The 23,612-nt window shown below is 69.8% G+C and carries 24 protein-coding genes and 1 tRNA gene; all 25 read right to left on the bottom strand.

Annotated features, from left to right (window positions below):
- Window positions 1-3: 3 nt before the first annotated feature.
- Window positions 4-2,091 (bottom strand): HEAT repeat domain-containing protein, encoded by a 2,088-nt coding sequence (locus AAF430_01885; protein MEM7408969.1) that lies wholly within the window; start codon window positions 2,089-2,091, stop codon window positions 4-6.
- Window positions 2,088-3,230, bottom strand: coding sequence for a zinc-ribbon domain-containing protein (locus AAF430_01880; protein ID MEM7408968.1), 1,143 nt, complete (start codon window positions 3,228-3,230; stop codon window positions 2,088-2,090). Before AAF430_01880 ends, AAF430_01885 begins: the two co-directional genes overlap by 4 nt.
- A 33-nt stretch (window positions 3,231-3,263) precedes the next feature.
- Entirely contained in the window at window positions 3,264-5,804 is a 2,541-nt protein-coding gene (locus AAF430_01875) for a methyl-accepting chemotaxis protein (protein MEM7408967.1), read from the bottom strand.
- Window positions 5,801-6,307, bottom strand: a complete 507-nt coding sequence (locus tag AAF430_01870) for a chemotaxis protein CheW (GenBank protein MEM7408966.1) — start codon at window positions 6,305-6,307, stop codon at window positions 5,801-5,803. The genes AAF430_01875 and AAF430_01870 overlap by 4 nt, the downstream gene beginning before the upstream one ends.
- Entirely contained in the window at window positions 6,300-6,815 is a 516-nt protein-coding gene (locus AAF430_01865) for a chemotaxis protein CheW (protein MEM7408965.1), read from the bottom strand. Before AAF430_01865 ends, AAF430_01870 begins: the two co-directional genes overlap by 8 nt.
- A complete protein-coding gene (locus AAF430_01860) occupies window positions 6,812-8,857 on the bottom strand; it encodes a chemotaxis protein CheA (protein ID MEM7408964.1) in 2,046 nt (681 codons plus the stop codon). The genes AAF430_01865 and AAF430_01860 overlap by 4 nt, the downstream gene beginning before the upstream one ends.
- 10 nt (window positions 8,858-8,867) lie before the next feature.
- Window positions 8,868-9,251, bottom strand: a complete 384-nt coding sequence (locus tag AAF430_01855; protein MEM7408963.1) for a response regulator — start codon at window positions 9,249-9,251, stop codon at window positions 8,868-8,870.
- Window positions 9,252-9,436: 185 nt separating this feature from the next.
- A complete protein-coding gene (locus AAF430_01850) occupies window positions 9,437-10,711 on the bottom strand; it encodes a DUF4388 domain-containing protein (protein ID MEM7408962.1) in 1,275 nt (424 codons plus the stop codon).
- 51 nt (window positions 10,712-10,762) lie between these two features.
- On the bottom strand, window positions 10,763-11,383 hold the full coding sequence (locus tag AAF430_01845; protein MEM7408961.1) for a M17 family peptidase N-terminal domain-containing protein: 621 nt from the start codon (window positions 11,381-11,383) through the stop codon (window positions 10,763-10,765).
- A 61-nt stretch (window positions 11,384-11,444) separates the two neighbouring features.
- Entirely contained in the window at window positions 11,445-11,885 is a 441-nt protein-coding gene (nusB, locus tag AAF430_01840) for a transcription antitermination factor NusB (protein MEM7408960.1), read from the bottom strand.
- Complete coding sequence (gene ribH / locus AAF430_01835; GenBank protein MEM7408959.1) at window positions 11,882-12,367, bottom strand: 6,7-dimethyl-8-ribityllumazine synthase; 486 nt, start codon at window positions 12,365-12,367, stop codon at window positions 11,882-11,884. Before ribH ends, nusB begins: the two co-directional genes overlap by 4 nt.
- Window positions 12,364-13,512 (bottom strand): bifunctional diaminohydroxyphosphoribosylaminopyrimidine deaminase/5-amino-6-(5-phosphoribosylamino)uracil reductase RibD, encoded by a 1,149-nt coding sequence (gene ribD / locus AAF430_01830; protein ID MEM7408958.1) that lies wholly within the window; start codon window positions 13,510-13,512, stop codon window positions 12,364-12,366. Before ribD ends, ribH begins: the two co-directional genes overlap by 4 nt.
- The gene (gene nrdR / locus AAF430_01825) at window positions 13,509-13,976 is read right to left on the bottom strand and encodes a transcriptional regulator NrdR (GenBank protein MEM7408957.1); all 468 of its coding nucleotides are present in this window, start codon (window positions 13,974-13,976) and stop codon (window positions 13,509-13,511) included. Before nrdR ends, ribD begins: the two co-directional genes overlap by 4 nt.
- Window positions 13,977-13,992: 16 nt before the next feature.
- Window positions 13,993-15,696 carry a ribose 5-phosphate isomerase B gene (gene rpiB, locus AAF430_01820; protein MEM7408956.1) on the bottom strand — a complete coding sequence of 568 codons (1,704 nt, stop codon included), beginning with the start codon at window positions 15,694-15,696 and terminating at the stop codon, window positions 13,993-13,995.
- Window positions 15,697-15,867: 171 nt separating this feature from the next.
- Window positions 15,868-17,118 carry a beta-ketoacyl-ACP synthase II gene (gene fabF, locus AAF430_01815; GenBank protein MEM7408955.1) on the bottom strand — a complete coding sequence of 417 codons (1,251 nt, stop codon included), beginning with the start codon at window positions 17,116-17,118 and terminating at the stop codon, window positions 15,868-15,870.
- Entirely contained in the window at window positions 17,115-17,351 is a 237-nt protein-coding gene (gene acpP / locus AAF430_01810; GenBank protein ID MEM7408954.1) for an acyl carrier protein, read from the bottom strand. The genes fabF and acpP overlap by 4 nt, the downstream gene beginning before the upstream one ends.
- Before the next feature lie 28 nt (window positions 17,352-17,379).
- Complete coding sequence (gene fabD / locus AAF430_01805) at window positions 17,380-18,324, bottom strand: ACP S-malonyltransferase (GenBank protein ID MEM7408953.1); 945 nt, start codon at window positions 18,322-18,324, stop codon at window positions 17,380-17,382.
- 6 nt (window positions 18,325-18,330) lie between these two features.
- Window positions 18,331-18,513 carry a 50S ribosomal protein L32 gene (rpmF, locus tag AAF430_01800; GenBank protein ID MEM7408952.1) on the bottom strand — a complete coding sequence of 61 codons (183 nt, stop codon included), beginning with the start codon at window positions 18,511-18,513 and terminating at the stop codon, window positions 18,331-18,333.
- Window positions 18,514-19,098, bottom strand: coding sequence for a DUF177 domain-containing protein (locus AAF430_01795; GenBank protein MEM7408951.1), 585 nt, complete (start codon window positions 19,096-19,098; stop codon window positions 18,514-18,516). It abuts the gene before it with no gap.
- Window positions 19,099-19,293: 195 nt separating this feature from the next.
- A tRNA-Gln gene (locus AAF430_01790) sits at window positions 19,294-19,367 on the bottom strand.
- 60 nt (window positions 19,368-19,427) lie between these two features.
- Window positions 19,428-20,312: a prepilin peptidase gene (locus tag AAF430_01785; GenBank protein ID MEM7408950.1), complete on the bottom strand. Its 885-nt coding sequence runs from the start codon at window positions 20,310-20,312 to the stop codon at window positions 19,428-19,430.
- A gap of 25 nt (window positions 20,313-20,337) precedes the next feature.
- Window positions 20,338-21,111: an ABC transporter permease subunit gene (locus AAF430_01780; GenBank protein MEM7408949.1), complete on the bottom strand. Its 774-nt coding sequence runs from the start codon at window positions 21,109-21,111 to the stop codon at window positions 20,338-20,340.
- Window positions 21,108-22,046: an ABC transporter ATP-binding protein gene (locus AAF430_01775; protein MEM7408948.1), complete on the bottom strand. Its 939-nt coding sequence runs from the start codon at window positions 22,044-22,046 to the stop codon at window positions 21,108-21,110. The genes AAF430_01780 and AAF430_01775 overlap by 4 nt, the downstream gene beginning before the upstream one ends.
- Complete coding sequence (locus AAF430_01770) at window positions 22,043-22,981, bottom strand: hypothetical protein (protein MEM7408947.1); 939 nt, start codon at window positions 22,979-22,981, stop codon at window positions 22,043-22,045. Before AAF430_01770 ends, AAF430_01775 begins: the two co-directional genes overlap by 4 nt.
- Window positions 22,982-23,014: 33 nt before the next feature.
- Window positions 23,015-23,569, bottom strand: a complete 555-nt coding sequence (locus AAF430_01765; GenBank protein MEM7408946.1) for a hypothetical protein — start codon at window positions 23,567-23,569, stop codon at window positions 23,015-23,017.
- Window positions 23,570-23,612: the final 43 nt, after the last annotated feature.

Raw genomic sequence — 23,612 nt, 5'->3', positions numbered from 1 at the left:
CGTTCAGCTCTCCAGCCTTTCGAGGGCCGAGAGAATCGTTGCGCGCACGAAGTCGTCCTGCTCCGTCTCCAGGCGTCGCAGGATCGCGGGAACGGCTCGCTGCACACGGTGCAGCGCGAGCACTTCGATCACCTCGGCGCGCACCGACCAGTCGCGGTGACCCACCAGGGGAAGGATCGACATCAGCTGGTCGGGTTCACCGCGACGGCCCAGACAGCGCACCGCTTCGCGCACGACGTCGGGCTCGGCACGGTTGAGCAGGGGTGCCACGTAGGCCACGACCTCGCCGCCGATCTCCCCCACCGCCTCGATCACCGCGAGGGCGACCAGCGCGTCGTCTTCGGTCGCGCGGTGGAGCGCACCGAGTGCCAAGGCGCGCACGGCGGGACTCGGATCCGACGCGAACCGGGCACCGATGGCGCGAATCGCGGTCGCGCGGACCCGCGGGTCCTCGTCGAGCACCAGCCGCTGCAGATCGTCGAGCACCTCGTCACCCGCGCAATGACCCAGGGTTTCGGCGGCGGCGACCCGCACGGTCGCCGATTCGTCGGCGAGGGCGAGGCGCAACGCCTCGGGAACGCCGTCGGCCTGCAGCCGCGGAATCGCCTCGACCGCTGCGTGCCGCACGCCCTCGTCCGGGTCCTTCAGCAGCACGGACACCCACTGCGCATCCGCCGGGCTCGCGATGTGCGCGAAGACACTGGCGACCGCGAGCCGCGTCTCGGCTTCGGCGCCCTCCCAGAGCATTCCCAGACGCTCGATCGCCTGGGGTGCGATGTCCTCGTTCGTTTCGGCCAGAGAGATGATGGCGGCGGCGATCGCGCCGCGTTCCCCTTCGTCGAGATCGGCGTCGTCTTCGCAGAGCGGCAGGCGTCGGACCAGCGGAGCCAACGCCTCCTCGAAGCCCAGCCCGCCGAGCGCCCGCGCGGCCTCGGTTCGGACCGGCGCACTCGTGTCTTCGAGGGCGTCGATGAGACAGGTCATCGCCGCGGGTCCGCCCGTACGACCGAACACCCGGCACGCATCCTGGCGACGCTCGGCGTCCAGGTAGCCCCAGGCGGCCGAGATCTCGTCTTCGGCCTCGGTCCCCATCGAAGCCAGGGTGGCGACCGCCACCTGAGCGAGGGCCTCCTCGGCACACGCCGCGAGGATCGGCACCACCGACTCGCGGCGTGCCGCGAGCCCCAGGAACTGGATCAAGCCGAGCTGGGTCCCGAGATCGGTCTCGCCGAGGCGACTCACGGTCTCGAGCACCATCTCGGGAGAGGCGTCGGCGATCGTGCGGATGCGTCGCACGACGGGCGAGACCCCCGAAGCATCGTGACGTGCGGCCACTCGGACGAGGCCCCGCATCGCGGCCTCACGCGCCGAGCGTCGACCACTCGAGAGTCCCTTGAGGAGCGCGTCTTCCGCACCCGGATCATCCTCGGCCCGACCGAGCAGTGCGAGGCTCGGCGGTCCGAGCAGGGGATCCGCGAGCAGCGAAGACAATTCGTCAGCGAGCAGCGGCGCCTCCAGTCCGTCGAGGGCGTGCAGGGCGGAGAAGCGAACCAGCGCCTCCTGGGAGCCGTCGGTGGCCGTTTCGCGCAGTGCCGAGCAAGCCGCCGGGCCTCCGATGGCGCCGAGCGCGTCCGCGGCCGCGGCCCGGACGTTCGTGTCCTCGTCCATCAGCCGCGCCATGATCGCGCCCATCGCGTCGGCATCGCCGATCCCCGCCAGGGTGTCGACCACGAACTTCCGGACGTCGGCGTCATCGATCGTGCTGGCCTCGACCAACGCGGGGATCGCCCGCGAGCCGAGTGCGATCAGCGCCTCGACCGCCGCGTTGCGACGGCCCGAGTTGTCCCCGTCCGAGAGCGCGTCGACCAGTCCGCGCACCACCCGGTCCTGATCGCGCTGGGCCACGATCCGACCGACCGCGGCCTTCCGCACGCGCCAGTCCGAGTCGCCGAGCCGATCCAGGAGACACTGAATGGCCTCCTCGAGCGACAGGGCCTCGATGCGCTCCACGGCGAGGCGGCGAACCTCGTCGTCCGGGCTCTCGAGATCCCGCAGGACGCTTTCGCGATCGCGTTCGTCGTAGGAGATCATTCCGGCATCCCCCGCGATCGCGCGACCCGCACCAGCTCGCGCTGGAGGAACTCGCGGGGATCGCAGATGTTCGTGTCGACGCGCTGGGAAAAGAGCGCGTAGCCCTCTTCGAGCTCGGAACTCAGGGCGGCGACGACGTTGCCGTCGGCGAGGGCCGCCTCGAAGGTCTCCTGGTTGTAGAGGATCACGTCCGAGACGATGATGCGTGCGAGGCGCAGCCCCTTCTGCACTTCGGGGTGCTCTTCCTCTGCGTCGCCACCCGGCGCGTCGGCGACGGCGGACTCGGTCGTGGGCGCGGGCGCCACGGGCGCGGGAGTCTCGGGCGGAGGCGGCGGAGCGGGCGTGTCGACGAGCCCGTCGAGACCGCTATCGAGATCGCCTCCGGTCAGCTCGGGCCCGCCCGTCGGCTCGGGCGCCCCGGGGAGGTCGAGCGCGGGAGCACCAGGCGATGAGGCCGGCGCCTCCGACGGAGGAGGCGTCGGGGCCTCGAAGCTCGGCTGCGGCGGCGCAGCCGGGACCTGCGGCTCCGAAGGTGCGGGGGGCAGCGAGGGCTGCGACGTTCGCAGCTCCAGCCCGAAGCGGTGCAGGAGGGTCTCCAGGCGCTCGGTCAGCTCGTGTCGCTCGAGGTAGGCGTCGGCTCCGTAGAGATCCTGTGCGGGACGGCGATACCGCTCGGTGTCGTGGATCGCGCCGACCAGCACCACCGGGATCGAGCGCAGCTGGGAATTGCGCTTCATCAGCTCACAGATCTGGAAGCCGAACATCTTCGGCAGCGCAGCGTCGAGAACGACCGCAGCCGGCAACACGCGCTGGATCTGCAGGACCGCATCGACCCCGTCGTGAACGACCACGGGCTGCAGGCCGAAGGCCTCGATGTGCTCGCCCAGGGACTTCCCCGCTTCGGGATCGGGATGCGCCACCACCACCACGCGGCTCCCGTCCATGCCTTCGCTCGTCGGGGGACTCGGCGCGGGAGACGAGGCCACCGCGGGCGTCTCGTCGACACTCGGCGTCGCCTGGGGAGGTCGAACACGGAAGACGGTCTCGCAGCGCGAACAGCGAAGCCGCGCCCCCTCGGGCCGGAGCTTCGCGGTATCGATCCGGTAGCGCGCTCCGCAGCTCGGACACCCAGCAATCATCGAACGATCCTCCTGGCACCCACCGGCGCCTGCCTACAGTCGGAACCGGCGCACTTCCGCACGCAGCTCTTCTGCTCGCGTCAACAATTCCCGCGCGACGCCTTCGACGAGGCGATTGGCTTCCTGTCGCGTCCCGCGGCGTCCCTGCAGCTGCTCGAGGAACGCGGCGGCCTCGGCACACGCCTCGGACTGCTCCTGCAGCGCCACGTGGATCTCCTCGACCGCGCCGCGCACCCCTTCGATGCTCTCGCGAATGCGGCCGGAGCCCCGCGCCTGTTCCTCGGTCGTGCCGCGCACCTGCGACGCCACCTCGCGCATCGTGACCGACCCTTCGAAGACCACGATATTGCCGCGGTCCTGCTCTGCGGCGGCATGGCGGATCTCGTCGACGCCACCGCGCACGCGTTCCATCAGGCCGACGACGTGACCCGCGGCCTTCGCCTGCTCGCGCAGCGACGCCACGATGCCACCGATGCGGGTTCCGCTCTCGCGGGAAGCCTCGGTGATCTCTTCGAGCGCGAGACCGGCCTCGGCCGAGAGCTCCACACCGCTCGCCACCGACGCGCTGCCCTGGGCGATCGCAGCCGTCGCCTTCTGGGACTCGTCCTGAACCGAGCGGATCAGTCCGCCGATCTCCTTCGTGCTCGCGAGCACCCGCTCGGCGAGATCCTTGATCTCGTCGGCGACCACGCTGAAGGCGCGCCCGTGCTCCCCCGCCTGGGCGGCGATGATGGCGGCGTTGAGCGCGAGCAGATTGGTCTCGTCGGCGACGTCGTCGATCACGTCGACGATCGCGCCGATCTCCTCGGTGCGACCGTGGAGGTTGCGGATCACGCCTTCCACGGTTTCCGTGGCATCGCGGATGGCTTCCATGCCCTGGATCGTCTCGTTCACCTTCAAGCGACCCGCTTCCGAACGCTCGACCACCGTGCCCGAGAGCCGTGCCGCCTCTTCCGCCGAGGTGTCGACTTCGCGCAGCGAACTGGCCATCTCTTCCATCGAAGCCGAGGTCTCCTCGGCAGCGGACGCGAGCGATTCGGTGTTCTCCGAGACCTGCTTCACCGAGCGGACCATCTCTTCGATCGAGATAGAGACCTCGTCCACCTTCGAGGAGAGGACACTCGCCGTCTCGTTGAGTTCGTGGCCCGACGCGCCGAGCTCGAGAATCGAGCTGCTCGATTCCTCGACGCTCTCGTTGAGGCGCTGACTCGAGCTCGCGATGTCGGCGACCTGAGCGTTGATCTGTTCCATGCTCGCCGCGGCCCGCTCGGTCGCACTCTCGCGCTCACCCGACGCCTCGGCCAGGGCCTCGCACACCGGTCCCAGCGAGCCCGCCTGGGACTCGAGACCGTCCGCCGAGGACGCCAGCCGCTGCAGCGTCTGTCGCAGGCTTTCCGTCATGCCGTCGAACGCCCGGGAGAGCTCGCCGAGTTCATCCTCGGAGTCGAAGCTCCCAGCCGGCCCGAGGTCGCCGTCCGCCAGCCGCTCGGCGCGCTCGCGCAGCAGCGCGGCCGGCGCGGAGATGTCCCGCGCGAGGTAGTACGCGACGAGCATCGCGAATCCGAGGGCTCCGGCCAGCAGCAGGAGCAGGCTCGAACCACGGGCGGTGTGGTCTGCGTAGAGTCCAGCCGCCGGTACCGAAGCGATCCAGACCTGACCGTTCGGGAAGGTCCGCCACGAGAACACGGTGCGGCCCGGAATCGTGCGGCTGTTGCCCTCGCGCACCCCAGCGTCGATCTGGCGCTCCAGCTCGTCGCGGCCGGCCCCTTGGAGCTGCGTGAACGCTTCGACGGGCTGGAGTGTCACCGGGACGGGCATCACCGGGTCGGTGAGGCGCGCCCGGAACCCGGCCAGCGCATCTTCGCTCGTGGGTGCGCTCGCGAGGATCTCTGCAGTCCAGCTGTGTGCGTGGCGTTCCAGCGCGTCGGTGCTGCGGTGATGGGCGATCAGCACCGCGAAGAGCACCGGCATCGCGCCGACACCCGTGACGCCGACGAGCAGCTTCGAGCGCATCGGAATCCGGGGCGCCAGGCGGGAGCGCTCCTCGGGCGCGCCGATCTCCTCGGCCAGGGCGCCGCGGACCCGATCGAAGACGGCGTCGCGAACCAGGAAATGGGTCAGGACAGCGGCGACGAAGCTCGCCGTCGCGCCTGCCACGATGACGACCTGCCAAGCCCAGGCGCTCCACAGGGAACCGAAGAACAGCGCCATGCCGACGGACACGGCCAGGGTCGATCCGAGCCAGACGAGGCCGCTGACGACGCCGACCTTCGGAGGCAGCGCGATCAGCTGGGTGTAGGCGCGTTCGGTGCGTTCGCGGTGGGGCTCCGGGCCGTCGAGCCAGGCCATCACCGGCGCAGCCGCGCCGCGCATCAGTGTCCAGTGGAGCGGAGACGCGACGACCGCGTTGATCCCCAACAGGATCGCGAAGCCGCGCCACATCGCAGGCGTCAGGTCGAGGAGGGTCGCGATCGAAGCGATCACGATCACCAGGGACGGAACCGCCAGCAGCGCGGAGCGCCGCACGATATGAACGAGGAAGCTGGCGCCCCGGGGAAGTTCGGCCGTGCTCATGCGGCGTCCTCCCGTTTGCTCGTCGGGGAACGGTCATCGAGAGCGGACCGGTGGATGCTCTCGAGCAGGCTCTCCAGACACAGCACGATGATCGGTGCCTCGCCGGACCGGCGGATCACGCCGCGCGCTGCGCCGTAGCCGAGCTGGCCGACGAGCGGCGGAGGATCCTCGAGGCGGTCGAGGCCCACGGTCTGCATTCCCGTCGCGGCGTCCACCGCCAGTCCGACGGCGAGCCCGTCGATCTCGGCGACCAGGATCCGCGAGCTCGGCGACGGAGTGAGCGCCTCGAGTCCCAGTGCCCGCCCGAGGTCCACGACCGGCAGCACCGCGTCCCGGATGTCGACGATGCCCTCGATCAGGCGGGGGGCCCGCGGCAATCGCGTCGGAACGCTGTAGTGGATGATCTGGCGCAGCTCGGTGACTTCCACCGCGAACTGGCCATCGGCCAGGCGGAAGGTCGCGAGGGTCAGCGCCTCGTCCAGGAAGCGAGCGGGCTCAGCCATCGGTCGCCTCCAGGATCCGGCCCAGATCGAGGACCGAGACGTAGCCATTGTCGTGGGCGCAGAGCGACTCGACGAGGTCGCCGCTGTCCCCGGCGACGGGGGGCCGCAACGCATCCTCGGAGACGCGGATCACGTCGCGGACGGCATCGATGCACACGCCCGCCTGATCTCCCGCTTCGTCGTGCACGACGATGATGCGGGACGCTTTCGTGTCGGGACCTCGCGGAAGCCCGAGTCGCTCGCGCAGGTCGATCACCTGAAGGATCTCGCCGCGCAGCGAGATCACGCCGCGCACCGAACGTGCGACCCGCGGCAGGGGCGTGATGGTGCGCAAGCGGACGATCTCCCGTACGACCGGAACGGGCAGTGCGTAGGGCGCCCCCGCCACGTCGAAGCGCAACAGCTGGAGCAAGCCGGCCTCTTCCGGGGCGTCCGCATCGCGCGCGGCGGCGGCGCGAGCGAGCACGTCCCAGCGGGCCTCCGTCGAAGACGAGAGCGATTCGCTCATGCGGCCTCCCGGCGTCGCGGCCCGTCATCGAGCAGCGCGGAAACGTCCAGGACGAGGACGGGATCCTGATCGCCGACTTCCGTGGCTCCGGCGATACCGTGGATGTGGGCCACCGGTCCCTGGATCGGCTTGATCACCGTGTCCTGCTGCCCCTCGACGCGATCCACCACGAGGCCCACGCGCTGATCGCCGACGCCCGCGACGACCACGAAGGATTCCTGCGGGTCGCAGTGGACGGGGATGCCGTAGACGTCCGACAACCAGCAGAGCCGCAGCGGATCACCGCGCAGGTGCAGGAAGCGATTGTGCTCCGAGACCTGGATCGCCGCGGGATCGAGCGACAGGGTCTCGAGCACGCTGCTGAGCGGAATCGCGAAACGCTGTTCCCCGATCCCCACGACCAGAGACGGCACGATCGCGAGGGTGATCGGAAGCGTGAGCGTGATCGTCGTGCCCCGGCCGAGCTCCGAGTCGATCTCGATCGCCCCCCCGAGCTCGGTGAGATTCGCCCGGACGACGTCCATGCCGACGCCGCGACCGCTCGTCTCCGTGACTTCTTCCGAGGTCGAGAGCCCGGGCGCGAAGATCAGCTCGAGGGCTTCGCGCTCTCCGAGCTCATCCGTCGCAGTGACGAGTTCGCGCTCGATCGCCTTGGCGCGCAGCGCCTCGCGATCGATCCCCTGCCCGTCGTCGGCCACCGCGATCACGACGTGACTTCCGCGTTGGAAGGCCTCGATCGAGACCTGCCCCCGCTCGGGCTTGCCGGCCCCCGTCCGCGCCTCGGACGGCTCGATGCCGTGATCGAGCGCGTTGCGGAGCACGTGCATGAGCGGATCGACCAGTCCCTCGACGATCAGCTTGTCGAGCTCGGTCTCGGCTCCGCGGATCTCGAGATCGACAGGTTTCTGCAAGTCCTGGGAAAGCCGGCGAACGACCCGGTGGAGCTTGTCGAAGATCTGCCGCAGCGGGACCATGCGCGCATCGAGGACGGCGGACTGCATCTGCCGGACCTTGCGGTCGAGACTCTTCTGGGCCTTCGCAAAGTCGCCCACCAGGCGCCGGTCGTCCGCGGTGATCTCGAGCCGACGCACCAGCTCTCCGATCGAACGACGCGAGATCACGAGTTCACCGACCAGGTTCATCAACTCGTCGAGCTTGCGAATGTCGACCCGGACCGTTTCTCCGAGCGACTGGAGCGATTCGACGTTCGGCCCTGGAGCCTGTGGCACCGGCTGCGTCTTCGTCTCGGACACGGGGGGCGATGCCCCAGTGGCGCCACGCACCGGCTCGAGGGTTGCGTCCAGCTCGCCGAGCGCCGCGGTGAGGGCGTCCTGCGCCGCTTCGGTCGCGACCAGCAGGGAGAAGCGGATCTGTCCCTCGGGCACGTCCCCGGCTGCGGGAAGCGTGGAGATGACTTCGCCCTCGCTGCGCATCGCGTCGGTGAGCGCCGTGAGACCTGCCTCGAACTCCATCATGTCGAAGAGCGCGCTCGCCAGGAACAGGCCGCGACCGCGCCGCAGGTTCTCCTCGAGCCGATGCTCCTCGTATTCGGTCAACGACCGCAGGATCGCCGGATCGATGCCGAGCGAGGTCACTTCGGCGCGGCTCCGCGCAGGGGCCACGATCGCCTCGGCGATGCGTGTCTCGAGAACCGCCGCCGGCGCGGCGGCTTCCGCGAGTGCCGATTCGTTGCCCACCGCATCGAGCACCGCGGCGAAGACGGCGACGCACTCGTCGATCAGCACCACGACGTCACCCGTCAGCGCCGCACGTCCCAGGCGCAGTGCGTCGAGCAGGTCTTCGAGGCGATGTGCGAGGTTCTCGATCTCGCCCCGGCGGAACATGCCCGCGAGCGCCTTCAGCGAATGCGCCGCGCGAAACAGCGCGTTCACCAGCTCGGGATCCACCTCGGCGTCGCTGCCGAGACTCTCGGACAGATCAGCGACGCCGCCCCGGAGCACCTCGAGGATCTCCTCGGCCTCGGACACGAACTCGCGTTCGGCCTTGGTCCGTCGTCGCGTGCGGGTGGTGCGCTTCGGCATCGTCGCCGTCCTATCGCTCCGAGGCTCCGGCCAGCAGATCGCAGACGAGGTTCTCGAGCTCGTCCGGCTCGAAGGGCTTCACGAGGTACGCGTTCGCCCCGAGCTCCAGGCCGCGTTGACGATCGCGCTCGGACCCCTCGGTCGACACGATGATCAGCGGAATCTCGCGATACGCCGGGTTCGACTTGACGAACGACACCAGCTCGAGCCCGTTGATGTCGGGCATGTTGATGTCGGTCACGATCAGGTCCACGGGCTCGCGCGGAAGCTGCCGCAACGCTTCGAAGCCGTTCGCCGCTTCGATGATCTTCGTGGGTTCGCCCGTCGCCTCGAGTGAAGCCGACAAGAGCGACCGCATCGTCGGCGAGTCTTCGACGATCAGGATTCGCCGCATACCACCCTCCCGAGCCCGGAATGCGCGTACCGGGCCAGCGGGAGATATCGGCGGTAACGAGCCAGTTCTTGAGCCGGGGAGCGCACTTGGCGCCGCTCCCTACGGGCGCCGTGCGCGTCCCCGGTTGCCGTGGGATCGGAAGACGAACGCCCAGGACGGAATCGCTAGGACGAGCGCCTAGCGGCTCAGCTGGGTCGGCGCTCTCCAGCCACCCAGGGCTCGAGATTCGCGCGCAGCGCCTGGGCCTGCCCTTCGTAGAGATGCCAGCGATCGGGATCCGCGGACGGGGACGAAGGCCGGAAGACGGCAGCGTGCACGCCCGGCGGGAGCGGTGCCTCGATGCCTTCGGGTCGCAGCGCCAGGATCGGCATCCGCGGAGCGAGCCCGCGCATGCGCTGCACCAGGAGCTCGACGTCGCGCTGCTCCTTGGCGGTCGGATCCGACATCACGAGCATCGGGGTCTTGCCCCGCACCAGGTACTGCCGGATCCGCTCCACGGCGAGGTCCCGCTGCTGGAAGATGTGCACCTGCTGGAAGGATTCCTCGACCGAGGCCTTGAGCCACTCGAGGCTCGACAGGTCCGGATCGACGGCGACCAGGATGCGGATCCGCTCGGCCGGCGGGGCCTGGGACTCGGCGCTGGCGCTCGGAGCGGCGACGGCCTGCGCGGCTTCGGGCGCCTCGGCCGATTCGGGGGACGCGACGGATTCGACAGATTCGACGGCCACCGGTACCGGCGTCGCCTCGGCGGGCGTGCACTCCACGGGAACGTCGCTGCCGCGCAGGTCCTCGACCGTGTCGTCCAAGGGATCGGCATTCTGGGCCGACGCCATCGCGAGCTCGTCGATCGGATCGCCGGCGACCGGGTCTTCGTCGGCTTCCAGCGCAGCGATCGGTTCTTCGCCGCTAAACATCATGTCGTCGCCCAGATCCATCTCGTCGCCGAGCTCGGCCTCCCCTTCATCCGCGCGCGTCGTCTCGTCTCCGAGGCGCGTCGCTTCCATGGCGAGATACTGGGTGTTCAGTCCGGCGGGCAGGAGCAGCGCGCTGTCATCGTCCCCGAAATCGTCGCGGATCTCGAAGCTGAACTCGCCGGTGCGCCAGGTGAACATCCGCATCGCCGAGCGCTCGACGTGCTCGCGTCGCACGGCGTTCAGCTGGTCCTCGGCGAGCTGGCACTCCTGCTCGAGCGCCACGTCGAGCACCAGACCTTCCTTCTCCGCGCGCTCGCGCGCGCAATCGAAGCCGATGCCGTCGACGAGGCCCTGCTCGATCAGAAGCGCGCGCAGCGTCTCGGGCGCTCCCTTGATCTGTGCGCCCTGCACCAGGCCGTCCCGCAACAGGATGCGGCCCTCGCCGCGGTCACAGCGCAGGAACAACGCTCCCGACTTCCGGGAAAGACTCACGATCTGGAGGATGTCCACGAGGCCCAGGTCCTCGAGGCTGCCGACGAGACTCATCACGCTCCTGGCGGCTGCACGTCGAGGCCCGGAGCCGGGCGAAGCGAACCGCTAGCGAGTGAATCGGTCGGCTGACGCGTGACTTGACCGCGCGTCCGGCGCTCCGGCGCGGCTTCGCAGGGAACTCCCCGGGGGGATGCGTCCTTCGGGCAGGGGCTGGATCTCGAGCTGGGGGAAACGGCCGCGGCGGGCGGTGCGGTCCAACCAAGCGTTCCCGGAGATCTGATCGGCCCCTTCGAGGCAGATCCAGAGCTCGCTCGCTGTCTCCTCGGACAGGACGGCGGCCAGCTCTTGGAGCCGCTCGGCGACCGCCTCGCGGCATTCCGGCAGGGCCAGGGCGATGCGACGCGCTCCCAGCCGCTGGCTGCGGCCCAGGGCGTCCTTCGCCCAGGCGGTCCAGGCGGCGCTGTCGGCCAGGGCACGCCGGGTGCCCACCCCCAGACCCATCACCCGGGGCGCGCGGAGCCCGCCGCCACCCGGGATCAGGACCGCCTCGCCCGCTTCGCCGGACAGGGTGCCGTCCGCGAACAGCCGGGAGAGGTGCCCGCACAATCGCCAGTCGACGCGGCCCGCAGCGGCCCGTAGCGGGCGCTCGTCGGAGAACAGCGGGATGACCACGAGGTCGCCGCGTACGCGCTCGATCGAGGTGGAGGCCACCGCCAGGAGCGTCATGCGTGTCGGCCTCCCTGGCGCGGCCGCTGCCACGCCCCACCTCTCCGCAACCGTCGAACGCTCACGCCATGGCCTCCTCTTCGCCCGAACGATTGCGGGCAACCGCGTCCAAGACCCCGTTCACGAAGGCCGGCGAGCGATCGCCGCCGAAGTCTCTCGCGAGCTCGACCGCCTCGTTGAGGATGACCTGCGCCGGAGTATCGGTGCTTCGTAGTTCGTGTACCGCCAGGCGCAGAAGGTTGCGATCGACTGCGGCCATGCGCTCGATGCGCCAGTTGCGTGTGTGTTGCGCAATGGTGGCATCGATCGCCTCGCGGTCCTCCTCGATCCCACGGACGAGCTCCTTCGCGAACGCGAGCGCTCCCGGGTGCAGGTCGAAATGTGCCGCGACGCCGTCGAAGGCCTCGGAGAGACACGCACTGCGCCCGAGATCTGCGGCGTAGAGCACCTGCAGCGCGAGCCGCCGCGACTGGCGACGCGTGGCGGAGCGTGCGGCGCTCATACCGGTCCCTCGGGACCGGCTGCGAGTTCGGGAAGCAGCCGCGCCATCTCGATCGCGGCCAGGGCCGCCTCGTGTCCCTTGTTCCCGTAGGCCCCACCGGCGCGATCGAGCGCCTGCTCGAGATCGTCGGTGGTGAGGACGCCGAAGGCGACCGGCACGCCGGTGTCGCGCATGACCTCCCGGACGCCATCGGTCACGCCCTCGCAGACGAACTCGAAATGGGGCGTCCCGCCTCGGATCACCACGCCCAGCGTGATGACCGCGTCGTAGCGGCCGGTGGTCGCGAGCGCGCGGGCCGCCTGGGGAAGCTCGAACGCGCCGGGCACCCACGCCACGTGCACGTCGTCGCTCTCGACGCCGCGGCGGCGCAATTCGTCGGTGCAGCCCTCGAGGAGACGCACGCAGACCAGATGATTGAAGCGCGACACGACCACCGCGAAGCGGAGGCCCGCGGCATCGACGCGGGTGGCGAAGCGCTTCATCGCGAAGCCCCCACAGCAGGCCGCGCCACCCAGTGCAGGTCGTCGCCCACGCGTCGCACCCGGGTCACTTCGAGCCGCGGTGCATCGGCCAGGCGCGAGAGCCCGAGGGGTCCGAGCGCGGGTCGACCGTCGCTGCCCAGCAGAGCGGGCGCCGCAAACCAATGCAGCTCGTCCACCCAGCCACCGCGCAGCAGGCTCGCCGCGATGCCGCCACCACCTTCCACCAGGATCTCCGTGATTCCTTCTCGCGCGAGCCGCTTCAAACCGGCGCCGAGGTCGAGGGAGGTTCGCCCCCGACCGCGACCGCGCGCGACTTCGAGTACGCGCGCCCCGGCTGCCTCGAGCGCCCGCCGGCGACTCGCCGCAGGGCCCGTGCCGCAGAGTACCCAGGCCGACGCCGGCTCGCTGCGAACCAGGCGCGCGTCGGGGGAAAGGCGCAGGCGCGTATCCGCGACGACGCGCACCGGCCGGTGCACCACCCGCCCGGCGCGGCGTGCGGTGAGCTCCGGATCGTCTGCGAGCGCCGTCTCGACGCCGACCAGGACCGCGTCGCTCCGAGCGCGCAGCGCGTGTCCCTTTGCGCGTGCGGGTTCCCCGGTGATCCACTGGGATTCGCCGCTCGCGGTGGCGATGCGGCCGTCGAGGGTCGCGGCCAGCTTCACCACCACGAAGGGTCGGCCGCGCTCGACGACCGAGAGGAAGCCGCGGTGCTGCTCACGACAGGCGTCCTCGAGGACGCCCTCCACGACCTCGAGACCGCGGCGGCGCAGCTGCCGCGTCCCTCGGCCATCGACCCGAGGGTGGGGATCGCGGTGGCCGACGACTACCCGGCCCACGCCGCTCTCGAGGACCCGATCGACACAGGGCGGCGTGCGCCCCTCGAAACTGCAGGGCTCCAGGGTCACGGCCAGGCTGGCGCCGCGCAGCGCCCGCGCGCCGTGACGCTGCTGGGCGCGGTCCAACGCCATGACCTCGGCGTGGGCGCCCCCGACCGGACGCGTACAACCGCGCGCCAGGATCTTCGCACCGCGATAGACGACGGCGCCGACCGGCGGATTGGGGAAGGTGCGGCCGCGGGCGGGTCGCGCGGCGCGCAACGCCTGGCGCATGGCGGCGACGTCGTGTTGCGTCGGGCTGGCGCTCATTCGCGCGCGCGTCGCAGTTCTTCGAGCTGGCGAAAGAACTCGGCGTAGTCGTCGGCGGTCTCGAAGTTGTGGAACACCGAGGCGAAGCGGGCCGCGGCGAGGCTGTCCATCGCGACCAGCTCGTCGAGCACGCGGTCGCCGATCACGCGCGTGGAGACCTCTTTCTCCCCGAGCTCCTGGGCTGCCCGCTCGACCCGATCGACCAGACGCTCGAGCGCGTCGGAGCTCACCGGCCGCTTCTCGCAGGCCTTCTGCACGGCGACGACGATCTTCTCGCGCCAGAAATCCTCGCGGCGCTCGTCGCGCTTCACGACCTTCGGGAACACCTCTTCGACGCGCTCGCGCGTCGTGAAGCGACGGCCGCATTCACCGCACTCGCGACGGCGGCGAATTTCACTGCCGTCGCGACCGAGGCGAGAGTCGATCACCCGGTTCGTCGAATCGGCGCAGTAGGGACAACGCACGCGGTCCGGGCCCCGCTCAGTCGCTCCAATGACCGGCGTAGAGCGGGAAGCGCCGACACAGCGCCTCCACCTCGCCGCGCACCTCTTCGAGGACGGCGGCGTCCTCGGCATGGTTCAGCGCGCGGGCGATCAAGCCGGCCACCTGGGTCATCTCCGCTTCGCGCATGCCCCGGGTAGTGGCCGCGGGCGTGCCGATCCGCACTCCCGAGGTCACCGCGGGCTTGCGCGGGTCGAAGGGCACCATGTTCTTGTTCGCCGTGATGCCGGCCCGCTCGAGTGCGGCTTCGGCCGCCTTGCCGGTCACGTCACGGTCGACGAGGGAGAGCAGGAAGAGGTGCGTATCGGTCCCACCCGACACCACCCGGAAGCCCGCGTCGACCACGCCCTCGGCGAGGGCCTTCGCGTTCGCGAGCACCGCGCTGCAGTAGTCGCGGAACTCGGGCTTCGCCGCCTCGCGGAAGGCCACCGCCTTCGCCGCGATCACGTGCATCAGCGGTCCGCCCTGCCCGCCCGGGAAGACGGCGCTGTTCACCTTCTTCGCCCAGTCGGCGTCGCACAGGATCAAGCCGCCGCGCGGGCCGCGCAGGGTCTTGTGGGTCGTCGTGGTGACGAGGTGCGCCTTCCCCACCGGGCTGGGGTGCACCCCGGTCGCCACGAGCCCGGCGATGTGGGCGATGTCGGCGAACAGGACGGCACCCACTTCGTCGGCGATCTCGCGGAAGGCGTCGAAGTCGACGACCCGCGAGTAGGCCGTGGTCCCGCACTGGATCATCCGCGGACGGTGCTCACGGGCGAGCGCGCGCAGGGCGTCGTAGTCGATCTGCTCGGTGTCTTCCCGAACACCGTAGGGAACGATGTTGTAGAGCTTCCCCGAGAAGTTGACCGGACTGCCGTGGGTGAGGTGACCACCGTGGTCGAGGTTCATCGCGAGGACCGTGTCGCCCACCTCGCAGACCGCGCGGTAGACCGCTTCGTTCGCCTGGGAGCCCGCGTGGGGTTGGACGTTGGCGTGCTCGGCACCGAACAGCGCTTTCGCCCGCTCGATCGCGAGGTTCTCGATCTCGTCGACCACTTCGCAGCCGCCGTAGTAGCGACGCCCGGGATAGCCTTCGGCGTACTTGTTCGTGCAGACCGAGCCCACGGCCTCGAGCACCGCCTCGGACACGAAGTTCTCCGACGCGATCAGCTCCAGGTTGAGCGCCTGGCGCTTTGCCTCGCGGCGGATGCAATCCGCGATGTCCGGATCCTCGGCCTCGAGGTTCCGGTAGGAGCCCGCCCCCGAAGACACGGTGTCGATCTTCTCGACGCGGCGCTGATGCCGCCCACCCTCGAAGGGCGTCTCGAGCCAGGCCTGGACGATCGGCCAGGCGCTGTCGGCGTCGAGTCGATCGGCAGGCAGCGCGATGATGTTCGCGTCGTTGTGCTCGCGCGACATGTGCGCCGCTTCGACATCCTGCACCCACGCAGCGCGCACCCCGGGGAACCGGTTCGCCGTGTAGGAGACGCCGAGGCCGCTTCCGCAGATCACGATGCCGCGCGGCGTCTCGCCTCGCGAACCGGCGCGCGCCGCCGCTGCTGCGTGATCCGGGTAGTCCACCGAGTCATCGCCGTGGGTTCCGAAATCCTGGACGGGATGGCCCAGGCCCTCCAACCGCTCGCGCAGATCCGCCTTGAGCTTGGTACCGCGGTGGTCGCTCGCGATGGCAATGGCATCGCCCATGGGAAGTCGCCTCCTCGCCGCTGTAGGGGCTGCGCGCCCCGGGCGGACCGGATGGGGGTTGGCGTCGGTGGGGGGATCATCGACGGAGGATGGGGGGGAGCGCGGAGTGTGCCACAACCCTAGGCGGCCGGCCCCGGGCTGCAGGCTGCGCGCGTGCTGCCGGGGCGGCGGCTAGGGGCGGCCGAAGATCAGGGCCGCGTTCGTGCCCCCGAAGCCGAAGGAGTTCGAGAGCACCACCGAGAGCTTCGCCTCCATGGCCTGGTTCGCGACGTGGAGGAGTTCGCAGGCCGGGTCGGGCTGATCGAGGTTGATCGTAGGCGGAATCAGGCCGGTCTCGAGGCTGCGCACGCAGAGGGCGGCCTCGACGGCCCCCGCGGCGCCGAGCAGGTGGCCGGTCATCGACTTCGTCGCCGACACGGGCAGCTGGTCTGCGTGGCTGCCGAACACGGCGCGGATCGCTCGCGCCTCGGTCGGGTCGCCCGCCGGGGTGCTGGTGGCGTGCGCGTTCAGGTAGCCGACGTCGTTCGGCTGGAGGTCGGCGTCCTCGAGGGCCAGGCGCATGCAGCGCTGGGCGCCCTCGGCGTCCTCGGTGGGTTGGGCGATGTTTGCCGCATCGGCGGTCCCGGCGTAGCCGAGCACTCGCGCCAGGATCGGTGCACCGCGCGCGCGCGCTTGCTGCTCGGCCTCGAGCACCAGCACCGCGGCACCCTCGCCCATCACGAACCCGTCGCGATCGGCGTCGAAGGGGCGGCTGGCGAGCTGGGGGGCGTCATTGCGGGTGGAGAGCGCGCGCATGGCCGCGAACCCGGACACGCCGATGCGCGTCACCGGCGCCTCGGTGCCACCTGCCAGCATGGCGTCTGCATCGCCGCGCTCGATCGCGCGCGCGGCTTCCCCGATCGCGTGGGAGCCCGTAGCACAGGCGCTGACGTGACAGAGATTCAGGCCCTGGATCCCATGGCGAATGGCGATGTAGCCGCTCGTCATGTTGCAGATCGTCATCGGAATCATGAACGGCTGGACGCGACGCGGCCCGGACGTGACGAGCGCCTCGACGCCGCGCTCGATCGTCTCGAGCCCTCCGATCCCCGAGCCCACCGCCACACCGACGCGCGTGCGGTTGCTGTCGTCGATCTGGAGCTTCGACCCCTGCAGCGCCTCACGCGTCGCGCCGAGGGCGAGCACGATCGTTCGATCCAGCCGACGCGCCTCCTTCGCGGGCACGTCCGACAAGTCGATCTCGCCGGGCACCTCGCCAGCGAAGTGCACCGGGTACTCCGACGAATCGAAGCGGGTGATCGCGCGAATGCCGCTCTCGCCAGCCGCAGCGGCGGACCAGGTCGTGTCCAGGGTCGCCCCGAGCGGACTCGCGCAACCGACGCCGGTGACGACGACGCTGCGACGCGCAGAGGCGGCGGTCACGCTCCGAGCTTCTCCTTGAGGTAGGCCGTCGCGTCTCCGATCGTCTGGATCCGCTCGGCGTCCTCGTCCGGGATCTCGATGTCGAACTCCTCTTCCATCGCCATCACGAGCTCGACGATGTCCAGAGAGTCCGCGCCCAGATCGTCGATGAACGACGCTTCCGGCTTGATCTCTTCCTGGGTCACACCGAGTTGTTCCACGATCAACTCGGAGACTCGCTGCTCCAGCGCCATTCCGTCCCTCCCTCCGTCGCCGTATCCGTTAGCGCCCTTCGGCGACGAACGAAAGCGCGGCGTCGATCTGCTCGGCAGCTCCGACCGCGCTCCGTTTCAGGCCCCGCTCGATCCGCGCCACGAGTCCTGTCAGGACCCGGCCCGGACCGACCTCCAGGACCTGGGTCACCCCCGCCCCCGAGAGGAAACCAATCATTTCCGTGAAGCGCACGGGGGCCGTCACCTGCTCTTCCAAGAGGGAGGGGAAGCGCCTGGCGTCTTCGCAGGCGATCGCCTCGACATTGGTCACGAGGGGCGCCGCCGGGGCGTGGAAGCGGACCCGGGCGAGTTCGAGCGCCAGTTTCTCGGCCGCCGGACGCATCAGTGCGCAGTGGAAGGGCGCGGAAACCTCGAGGGGCACCGCCCGCTTCGCGCCCTCGCTCAGGGCGCGACTGCAGGCGATCTCGACCGCCGCGGCATCGCCCGAGATGACGGTCTGGGCGGGGCCGTTGAAGTTTGCCGGCGCGACGACGCGACTCGACTGGGCGGCGGCGCCGGTGCAGACATCGGCCACCGCCTCGGGGGCGAGGCCGAGCACGGCCGCCATGGCGCCCTTCCCTTCCGGCACCGCTTCCTGCATGAAGCGGCCGCGGGCGTGGACCAGCCGGACGGCGTCCTCGAAGTCGAGGGCGCCGGCGGCCACCAGGGCCGTGTACTCGCCGAGGCTGTGGCCGGCGAAGAACGAAGGTCGCAGCTCGCCGCGCGCTTCCAACGCGCGCAGGAGCGCGACACTGGTCGTCAGGATGGCCGGCTGCTGGATCTCGGTGCGAACGAGCTCCTCTTCCGGCCCTTCGAAACAGAGGCCCGAGAGGGAGAAGCCCAGCGCGGCGTCAGCGGCCTCGAATACGGCGCGCGCCTCGGGCGACGCCTCGTACGCGTCCCGACCCATGCCGACGGCCTGTGATCCCTGCCCCGGGAAGAGCAGCGCCAGCACCGAGGGTTAGTCCTCGTCGGTCTGGACGACTTCGCGTCCGCGGTAGGTGCCGCAAGCCATGCAGACGCGGTGCGGCCGCTTCGGCTCACCACAGTTCTGGCAGTTGCTGAGCGGCGCCGCCGTGAGCGCGAGATGGGATCGGCGCTTGTCGCGGCGCGCCTTCGACGTGCGTCGCTTCGGAACGGCCATCTATTGGACTCCTTCCCTCGAGCCGCCCCGCAGCGAAGCGAGCACGGCGAACGGTGAATTCGGTGGGGTGTCGTCGCAACCGCAGGCAGCCTGGTTGCGATCGGCACCGCAGTGCGAACAAAGTCCGGCGCAGTCTTCCTTGCACAACGGCTGGACGGGCAACGCCAGAGAAATCACTTCGAGACACACCGCATCCAGCTGGATCTCGGTGCCCCGATACCACCCCAACTCGAGTTCGTCGGCGAGGCACAAGCCATCGCGGGCCAGCGCTTCCACGGCTTCGGGCTCCGTGGGGACGCGGCTGCCGGCGGGTTCGAGGAGGAGTCGGAACGGCTCTCGAAGGGCGTGACGATAGCGCGCAAGGCAGCGTCCGCATTCGAGTTCCAGGGCTCCCTCGATCTGGCCCTCGAGCACCAGATCATCCCCATGGCGGCCGCGATACGCCTCGCCGCGGACGGCGAAGGGAACGGCCAGGGTCCGCGGAAGGCTCTCCTGCGCCTGCATTCGGGCGGACCACCAAGCATCCCCCGCTTCGAAGACGAAGGGGCTCGGTTCCGAGGTCAGGCGTTCGACGGCGAGCTGCATGGGCCTGCTGGGGGAGGGAAAAAACGCAGCGCGCGCGGAGAGATCCGCCACTTCCGCTGCGTGGTCGCCCCCTCGAACCGGAGTAGCAGAGGGCCCTGAACCGATCAAGGAAGCGATGCCCCACGGGGCACGGAAGGGCCAGGGCCGACGTCCAGGTCGCGTCGGGTGGCTGGGAGGGCGCGAGGTCGGCGCCGGTGGATCCCCGGGGAGGATTCGAACCTCCATTAACAGGTTCAGAGCCTGCTGTCCTGCCGTTAGACGACCGGGGAACGTCGGAGCCGCGGGAACCTACCGCGTGGCGATGCTCTTCGACAACTCCGCGCGCGCGCTCAACCGATTCTCGGGAAGGCGCCGAAGGATTCCGGCGCGAGGAGCGCGAGCAGCGCACCCAACGCGATCGCGGGCGCGAATCCGAACGGGGTGTCCGCGCGACGCCAGAGCACCATGCCGACCACGCCGATCACGAGTCCGGCGGCGGAGGCGGCGATGATGGTCTGGAGCACGCCCCAGGGCCCGAGCACCGCACCGATCATCGCGAGCAACTTGACGTCGCCGAAGCCGAGACCTGGAAACCAGGTCCAGTAATCGAGCGAGTTCGGTTTCGGGAAGTCCTCGTCCGGGTCGGGCCAGTGGGGGAAGCGGCGGCCGAAGCCACTACACACCCGCGCGTGCACGAACGCGACGATCCAGAGCAGCCCGCCACCGAGCAGGGCGCCGATCGCCGACCGCACGAAGGCGCTGCCGAAGGCCTCGCCCGAGAACCAGGCGACGCCCGGCGCGACGACGAGCGCCAGAGCCAGGCCGCCGAGAGAGATCTCGTCGGGAATGATCTGGTGGTCGAAGTCGATGAAGGCCGTGGCCACCAATGCAGCAGCGAAAGCGCAGCCCAGCACGGTCATCGGATCGACGCCGTAGCGCCAAGCCACCAGCGCGAAGACGACCCCGGTGAGGAGTTCCACGCCCGGGTAGCGGAGCGAGATCGGCGCGGCGCAACCGCGACACCGCCCTCGCAGCCAGAGGTACGACAGCAGAGGGATGTTGTCGTACCAGCGCACCGGCGTCTCGCAGCGAGGACAGTGCGACGGCGGGTTCACGATCGACTCGCCGCGGGGCAACCGATGGATCACCACGTTCAGGAACGATCCGATCAGGAGCCCGAACGCCAGTGCCACGATCACCGCGACACCGCGGGGAACCCCGAGGGCCACTTCCATGAGCGCCGAGACTAGCAAGGTGGCTCTAGCGGAGGTCGCGACGTTCGAAGATCGCGACCGCCGCCATCAGCACCACCACCGCGTAGGCCGTGCCGTAGAGCATCGGCAGCGTCCAGTCCGCCGTCGTGAGCGGCAGTAGGTGAGCCGCCTCCGAGGCCACGTTGAAGCTCTCGAGGTCGGGCAGGACGCGATGCAGGAGCCAGGTCGTCGACTCGACCATCGGGAGTCCGGAGCTCGCACCGATGTCGCGCAGATCGCGGGTCAGGTGACCGACCACCCAGATGCCGGAGGTGAAGAAAGCGGCCAGGACGGGCGTCGTGAACGCGGAGAAGAGCGTCGCCACGGCCACCACGAGCGCGAGCTCGAAGCCGGTCAGCACGAAGAAAGCCGCGTGGGATGCGCCCAGCGGAGCTCCTGTCGACAGCGAGACGACGACGAAAGCAGCGCCCATGATCGCGACCTGGATCCACAGCGTCACCACCAGGCCGGCCCACTTCCCGAGCAGGAAGTCGCCGCGCGACAGGGGCTTCGAGAGAATCGTGTAGACCGTCCGGCGATCGACCTCTCTGTGGATCAGGTTGATCCCGACCAGGATCGCGATCGCGACGCCGAAGAATCGCACGGCACCCATGCCCACGTCCTGGAGGATGCGATGCCCTTCGACGTAGGAGAGGCTCGACAGGATCGCGCCCGCGCTGATCAGCAGCACCGCGAAGAAGACCAGCCCGTAGAGCAGCTTGCTGCGCACCGACTCGCGGACGGTGTTCGCGGCGATGGCGGCGATGCACCCGACGTTCATGACCGGCTCTCCTCGACGGCATGCAGGAAGATGTGCTCGAGCGAGGCGCGGTGGGGCGCCACGGAAATCACCTGGGCCTCGACCGAGAGCAGCGCGCCGAGCAGGCGATCGACGTCCTTCTCGTGCACCCGGACCTCGATGCGATCGCCCACCGGTCGCAGCGCGGCACCGAAGCCCTCTTCGAGCATGGCGCCCGCGTCGGCCGGCAGCGAGCTGACCAGCACGTCGGTCTGACGCTCGCCGGCCAGCGCGAACTCCTGGATCGCGCCTTCGTAGCGAATGCGCCCCCCGACGATGATCGCCACGCGATCACACACCATCTCCACGTCGTGGAGGATGTGGGTGTTCATGAACACCGTCTTGCCCTGCTCCCGGAGCCGCAGGACGAGGTCGCGAATGTCCTTGCGCCCGATCGGATCGAGCCCGCTCATCGGCTCGTCGAGGAAGACGACGTCCGGATCGTGCACCAGCGCCTGGGCGATCCCGACGCGCTGCTGCATGCCCTTCGAGTAGGTGCGAATGCGCGCGTCGGCCGCGTGGGAGAGTCCCACCTGCTCGAGCAGGGCCTCGATGCGCAGCGCGCGCTCCCGGCGCGGGACGCCACAGAGCTTCGCGTAGAAGTCGAGGGTCTCGCGCGCCGTGAGGTAGTCGTAGAAGTAGGGGTTCTCGGGGAGGAACCCGACGTGACGTCGGAAGGCGGTCTCGGACACGTCGTGGCCGAGCACGCGAGCACGACCACTCGTCGCGCGGATCAGCCCCATCAACACCTTGAGGGTGGTGGTCTTCCCGGCCCCATTGGGGCCGACGAAGCCGAAGATCTCGCCTTCGCGAACGCGGAACGAGATGTCGTGGAGCACGCGCTTGCGGCGCAGGCCGAAGCCCGGGCGCACGTCCTTCGTGACCTTCTCGACGCTGACGATCTCGCGCCGACTCATGTCTGGGTGGCCTCCTCGGGGATGGCGTGCTCGTCTTCGCGCCACTTGCGACGGCGGCGTTCGTCCTGCATGTGGACGTGGACCCGGTAGCGGGTGCCGTAGAACGAGGACACGATCTCTCCCGTCTCTGCGAACTCCCAGGCGAAGCCCTCGAAGTGGGGATGCGCGGGCGGCATCACCCGGATCACCCGCAGCGGGCCCGCCCACAGCTCGTCGGGTCGTTCGATGTCGCGGCCGTGGCGTTCACGGAACGCCTGACGCGCCTGGTCCAGGATCCGCGCGCGCCGCTCGGTCTCGATCTCGTCGAAGGCCTTCAGGTACTCGGCGCGCTCGAACTCGTCCTCGGTCTCGCGAATCAGCTGCTGCAGGAAGATCGCCGCCGTATCGAGGCTGTCCGCGGCAGCGCGAAGGCGCGTCACGAAGGCGCCGAGATAGGCGGGCGCTTCCGGGAAGTGCAGCGCAGACTCGAGCACGTCGGCCGCGCGCTGATTGTCCTCGAGATAGAAGAAGTGGTTGTATCCGAGGTAGAAGCGGTTGCGCCAATCGGTCGGGTGGTAGGCGATCCCCTTCTCGAGGATCGCATTCGCCTGGCGCACCTCATCGACGCTGCCCGTCAGCCAGAGCGCCGCGAACCGGTACGGGTGATCCACCCAGGGATCGAGGGTGGTCACCAGCTCGACCAGCTCGTGAACCTGGGCGTTGCGGTCGGGATCGGACTCGACGCCGCCGACGGTCTGGACCGCCTGGATCCAGTAGTAGTCGGCGATCACCGGCTCGAAGCCGAGCGCGAGCAGCTGGGCCTTCTCGGGGTCCGGGACCCGGATCCGACCCTGCTCCGCCGCCGAAGCCGTGTCCATCTGCGCGTGCAGGAGGGCCGTGACCGCGATGGCTGCCACCGCGAGCCCGGCTCGAACGGCTCCCTTCGATCCGATCACGCCTTCCCCCAAAGGCCGGTTCGGCTTCCGGAACTAGAAGTCGTCCGTCGTTCCTTGAACGGCGACCTCGTCGTAAACCTGGCTGCCGTCGCGGAGCGGCGGGGGGTAGTTGAAGAGGGCGCTGGTGCACTCGCCGAGGGGGTTGCCCACGGCGTCGTACTTCGGGTGGACGTACATCACGGCCGAGACGCCCGTGTCGCCGTCGACGTCCCCATGGGCCGTCGCGGTGAAGCAGAGCGGGCAAGGCGAACCACCGACGTTGCAACCCGCGGCCACGTCGTAGCTGTAATAGACCTGGCCTTCGGCCTTCCAACCGACCGTGTCGAAGAAGCCGGAAGTCGCGCCGTCCCAGGACATCTTGCCGGTGCCGAGGCCTCCGTAGGGGCCCGGGTCGGGCAGCGAGGTCACGCCGGCCACGGTGAACATGTTCGGATACACGCCGGTCTCGGCGCCGTAAGCCTTGTAGGCGCGCGCCAGGCTCGCGAGGTTTGCGTAGGCCTCGCTGCGGCGGCTGCGCGCCTGGTAGCGGACGAAGTTCGGGATCGCGATGGCCGCCAGCACGCCGATCAAGCCGACCGTGATCATCAGCTCGACGAGCGTGAAGCCGCGCTGACCTTGGCGTCGCTTCGGG

It is taken from the genome of Myxococcota bacterium (assembly GCA_039030075.1).
Lineage (GTDB): Bacteria > Myxococcota_A > UBA9160 > UBA9160 > SMWR01 > JAHEJV01.
The sequence above is the reverse complement of the archived record's forward strand: the minus strand, read 5'-3'. Positions and strand labels throughout refer to the sequence as shown.

Excerpts from the sequence above, each read along its gene's own strand:
- AAF430_01885 (MEM7408969.1), bottom strand. The coding sequence starts at position 2,091 with ATGATCTCCTACGACGAACGCGATCGCGAAAGCGTCCTGCGGGATCTC.
- AAF430_01880 (MEM7408968.1), bottom strand. The coding sequence starts at position 3,230 with ATGATTGCTGGGTGTCCGAGCTGCGGAGCGCGCTACCGGATCGATACC.
- AAF430_01875 (MEM7408967.1), bottom strand. The coding sequence starts at position 5,804 with ATGAGCACGGCCGAACTTCCCCGGGGCGCCAGCTTCCTCGTTCATATC.
- AAF430_01870 (MEM7408966.1), bottom strand. The coding sequence starts at position 6,307 with ATGGCTGAGCCCGCTCGCTTCCTGGACGAGGCGCTGACCCTCGCGACC.
- AAF430_01865 (MEM7408965.1), bottom strand. The coding sequence starts at position 6,815 with ATGAGCGAATCGCTCTCGTCTTCGACGGAGGCCCGCTGGGACGTGCTC.
- AAF430_01860 (MEM7408964.1), bottom strand. The coding sequence starts at position 8,857 with ATGCCGAAGCGCACCACCCGCACGCGACGACGGACCAAGGCCGAACGC.
- AAF430_01855 (MEM7408963.1), bottom strand. The coding sequence starts at position 9,251 with ATGCGGCGAATCCTGATCGTCGAAGACTCGCCGACGATGCGGTCGCTC.
- AAF430_01850 (MEM7408962.1), bottom strand. The coding sequence starts at position 10,711 with ATGAGTCTCGTCGGCAGCCTCGAGGACCTGGGCCTCGTGGACATCCTC.
- AAF430_01845 (MEM7408961.1), bottom strand. The coding sequence starts at position 11,383 with ATGACGCTCCTGGCGGTGGCCTCCACCTCGATCGAGCGCGTACGCGGC.
- nusB (MEM7408960.1), bottom strand. The coding sequence starts at position 11,885 with ATGAGCGCCGCACGCTCCGCCACGCGTCGCCAGTCGCGGCGGCTCGCG.
- ribH (MEM7408959.1), bottom strand. The coding sequence starts at position 12,367 with ATGAAGCGCTTCGCCACCCGCGTCGATGCCGCGGGCCTCCGCTTCGCG.
- ribD (MEM7408958.1), bottom strand. The coding sequence starts at position 13,512 with ATGAGCGCCAGCCCGACGCAACACGACGTCGCCGCCATGCGCCAGGCG.
- rpiB (MEM7408956.1), bottom strand. The coding sequence starts at position 15,696 with ATGGGCGATGCCATTGCCATCGCGAGCGACCACCGCGGTACCAAGCTC.
- acpP (MEM7408954.1), bottom strand. The coding sequence starts at position 17,351 with ATGGCGCTGGAGCAGCGAGTCTCCGAGTTGATCGTGGAACAACTCGGT.
- rpmF (MEM7408952.1), bottom strand. The coding sequence starts at position 18,513 with ATGGCCGTTCCGAAGCGACGCACGTCGAAGGCGCGCCGCGACAAGCGC.
- AAF430_01795 (MEM7408951.1), bottom strand. The coding sequence starts at position 19,098 with ATGCAGCTCGCCGTCGAACGCCTGACCTCGGAACCGAGCCCCTTCGTC.
- AAF430_01785 (MEM7408950.1), bottom strand. The coding sequence starts at position 20,312 with ATGGAAGTGGCCCTCGGGGTTCCCCGCGGTGTCGCGGTGATCGTGGCA.
- AAF430_01780 (MEM7408949.1), bottom strand. The coding sequence starts at position 21,111 with ATGAACGTCGGGTGCATCGCCGCCATCGCCGCGAACACCGTCCGCGAG.
- AAF430_01775 (MEM7408948.1), bottom strand. The coding sequence starts at position 22,046 with ATGAGTCGGCGCGAGATCGTCAGCGTCGAGAAGGTCACGAAGGACGTG.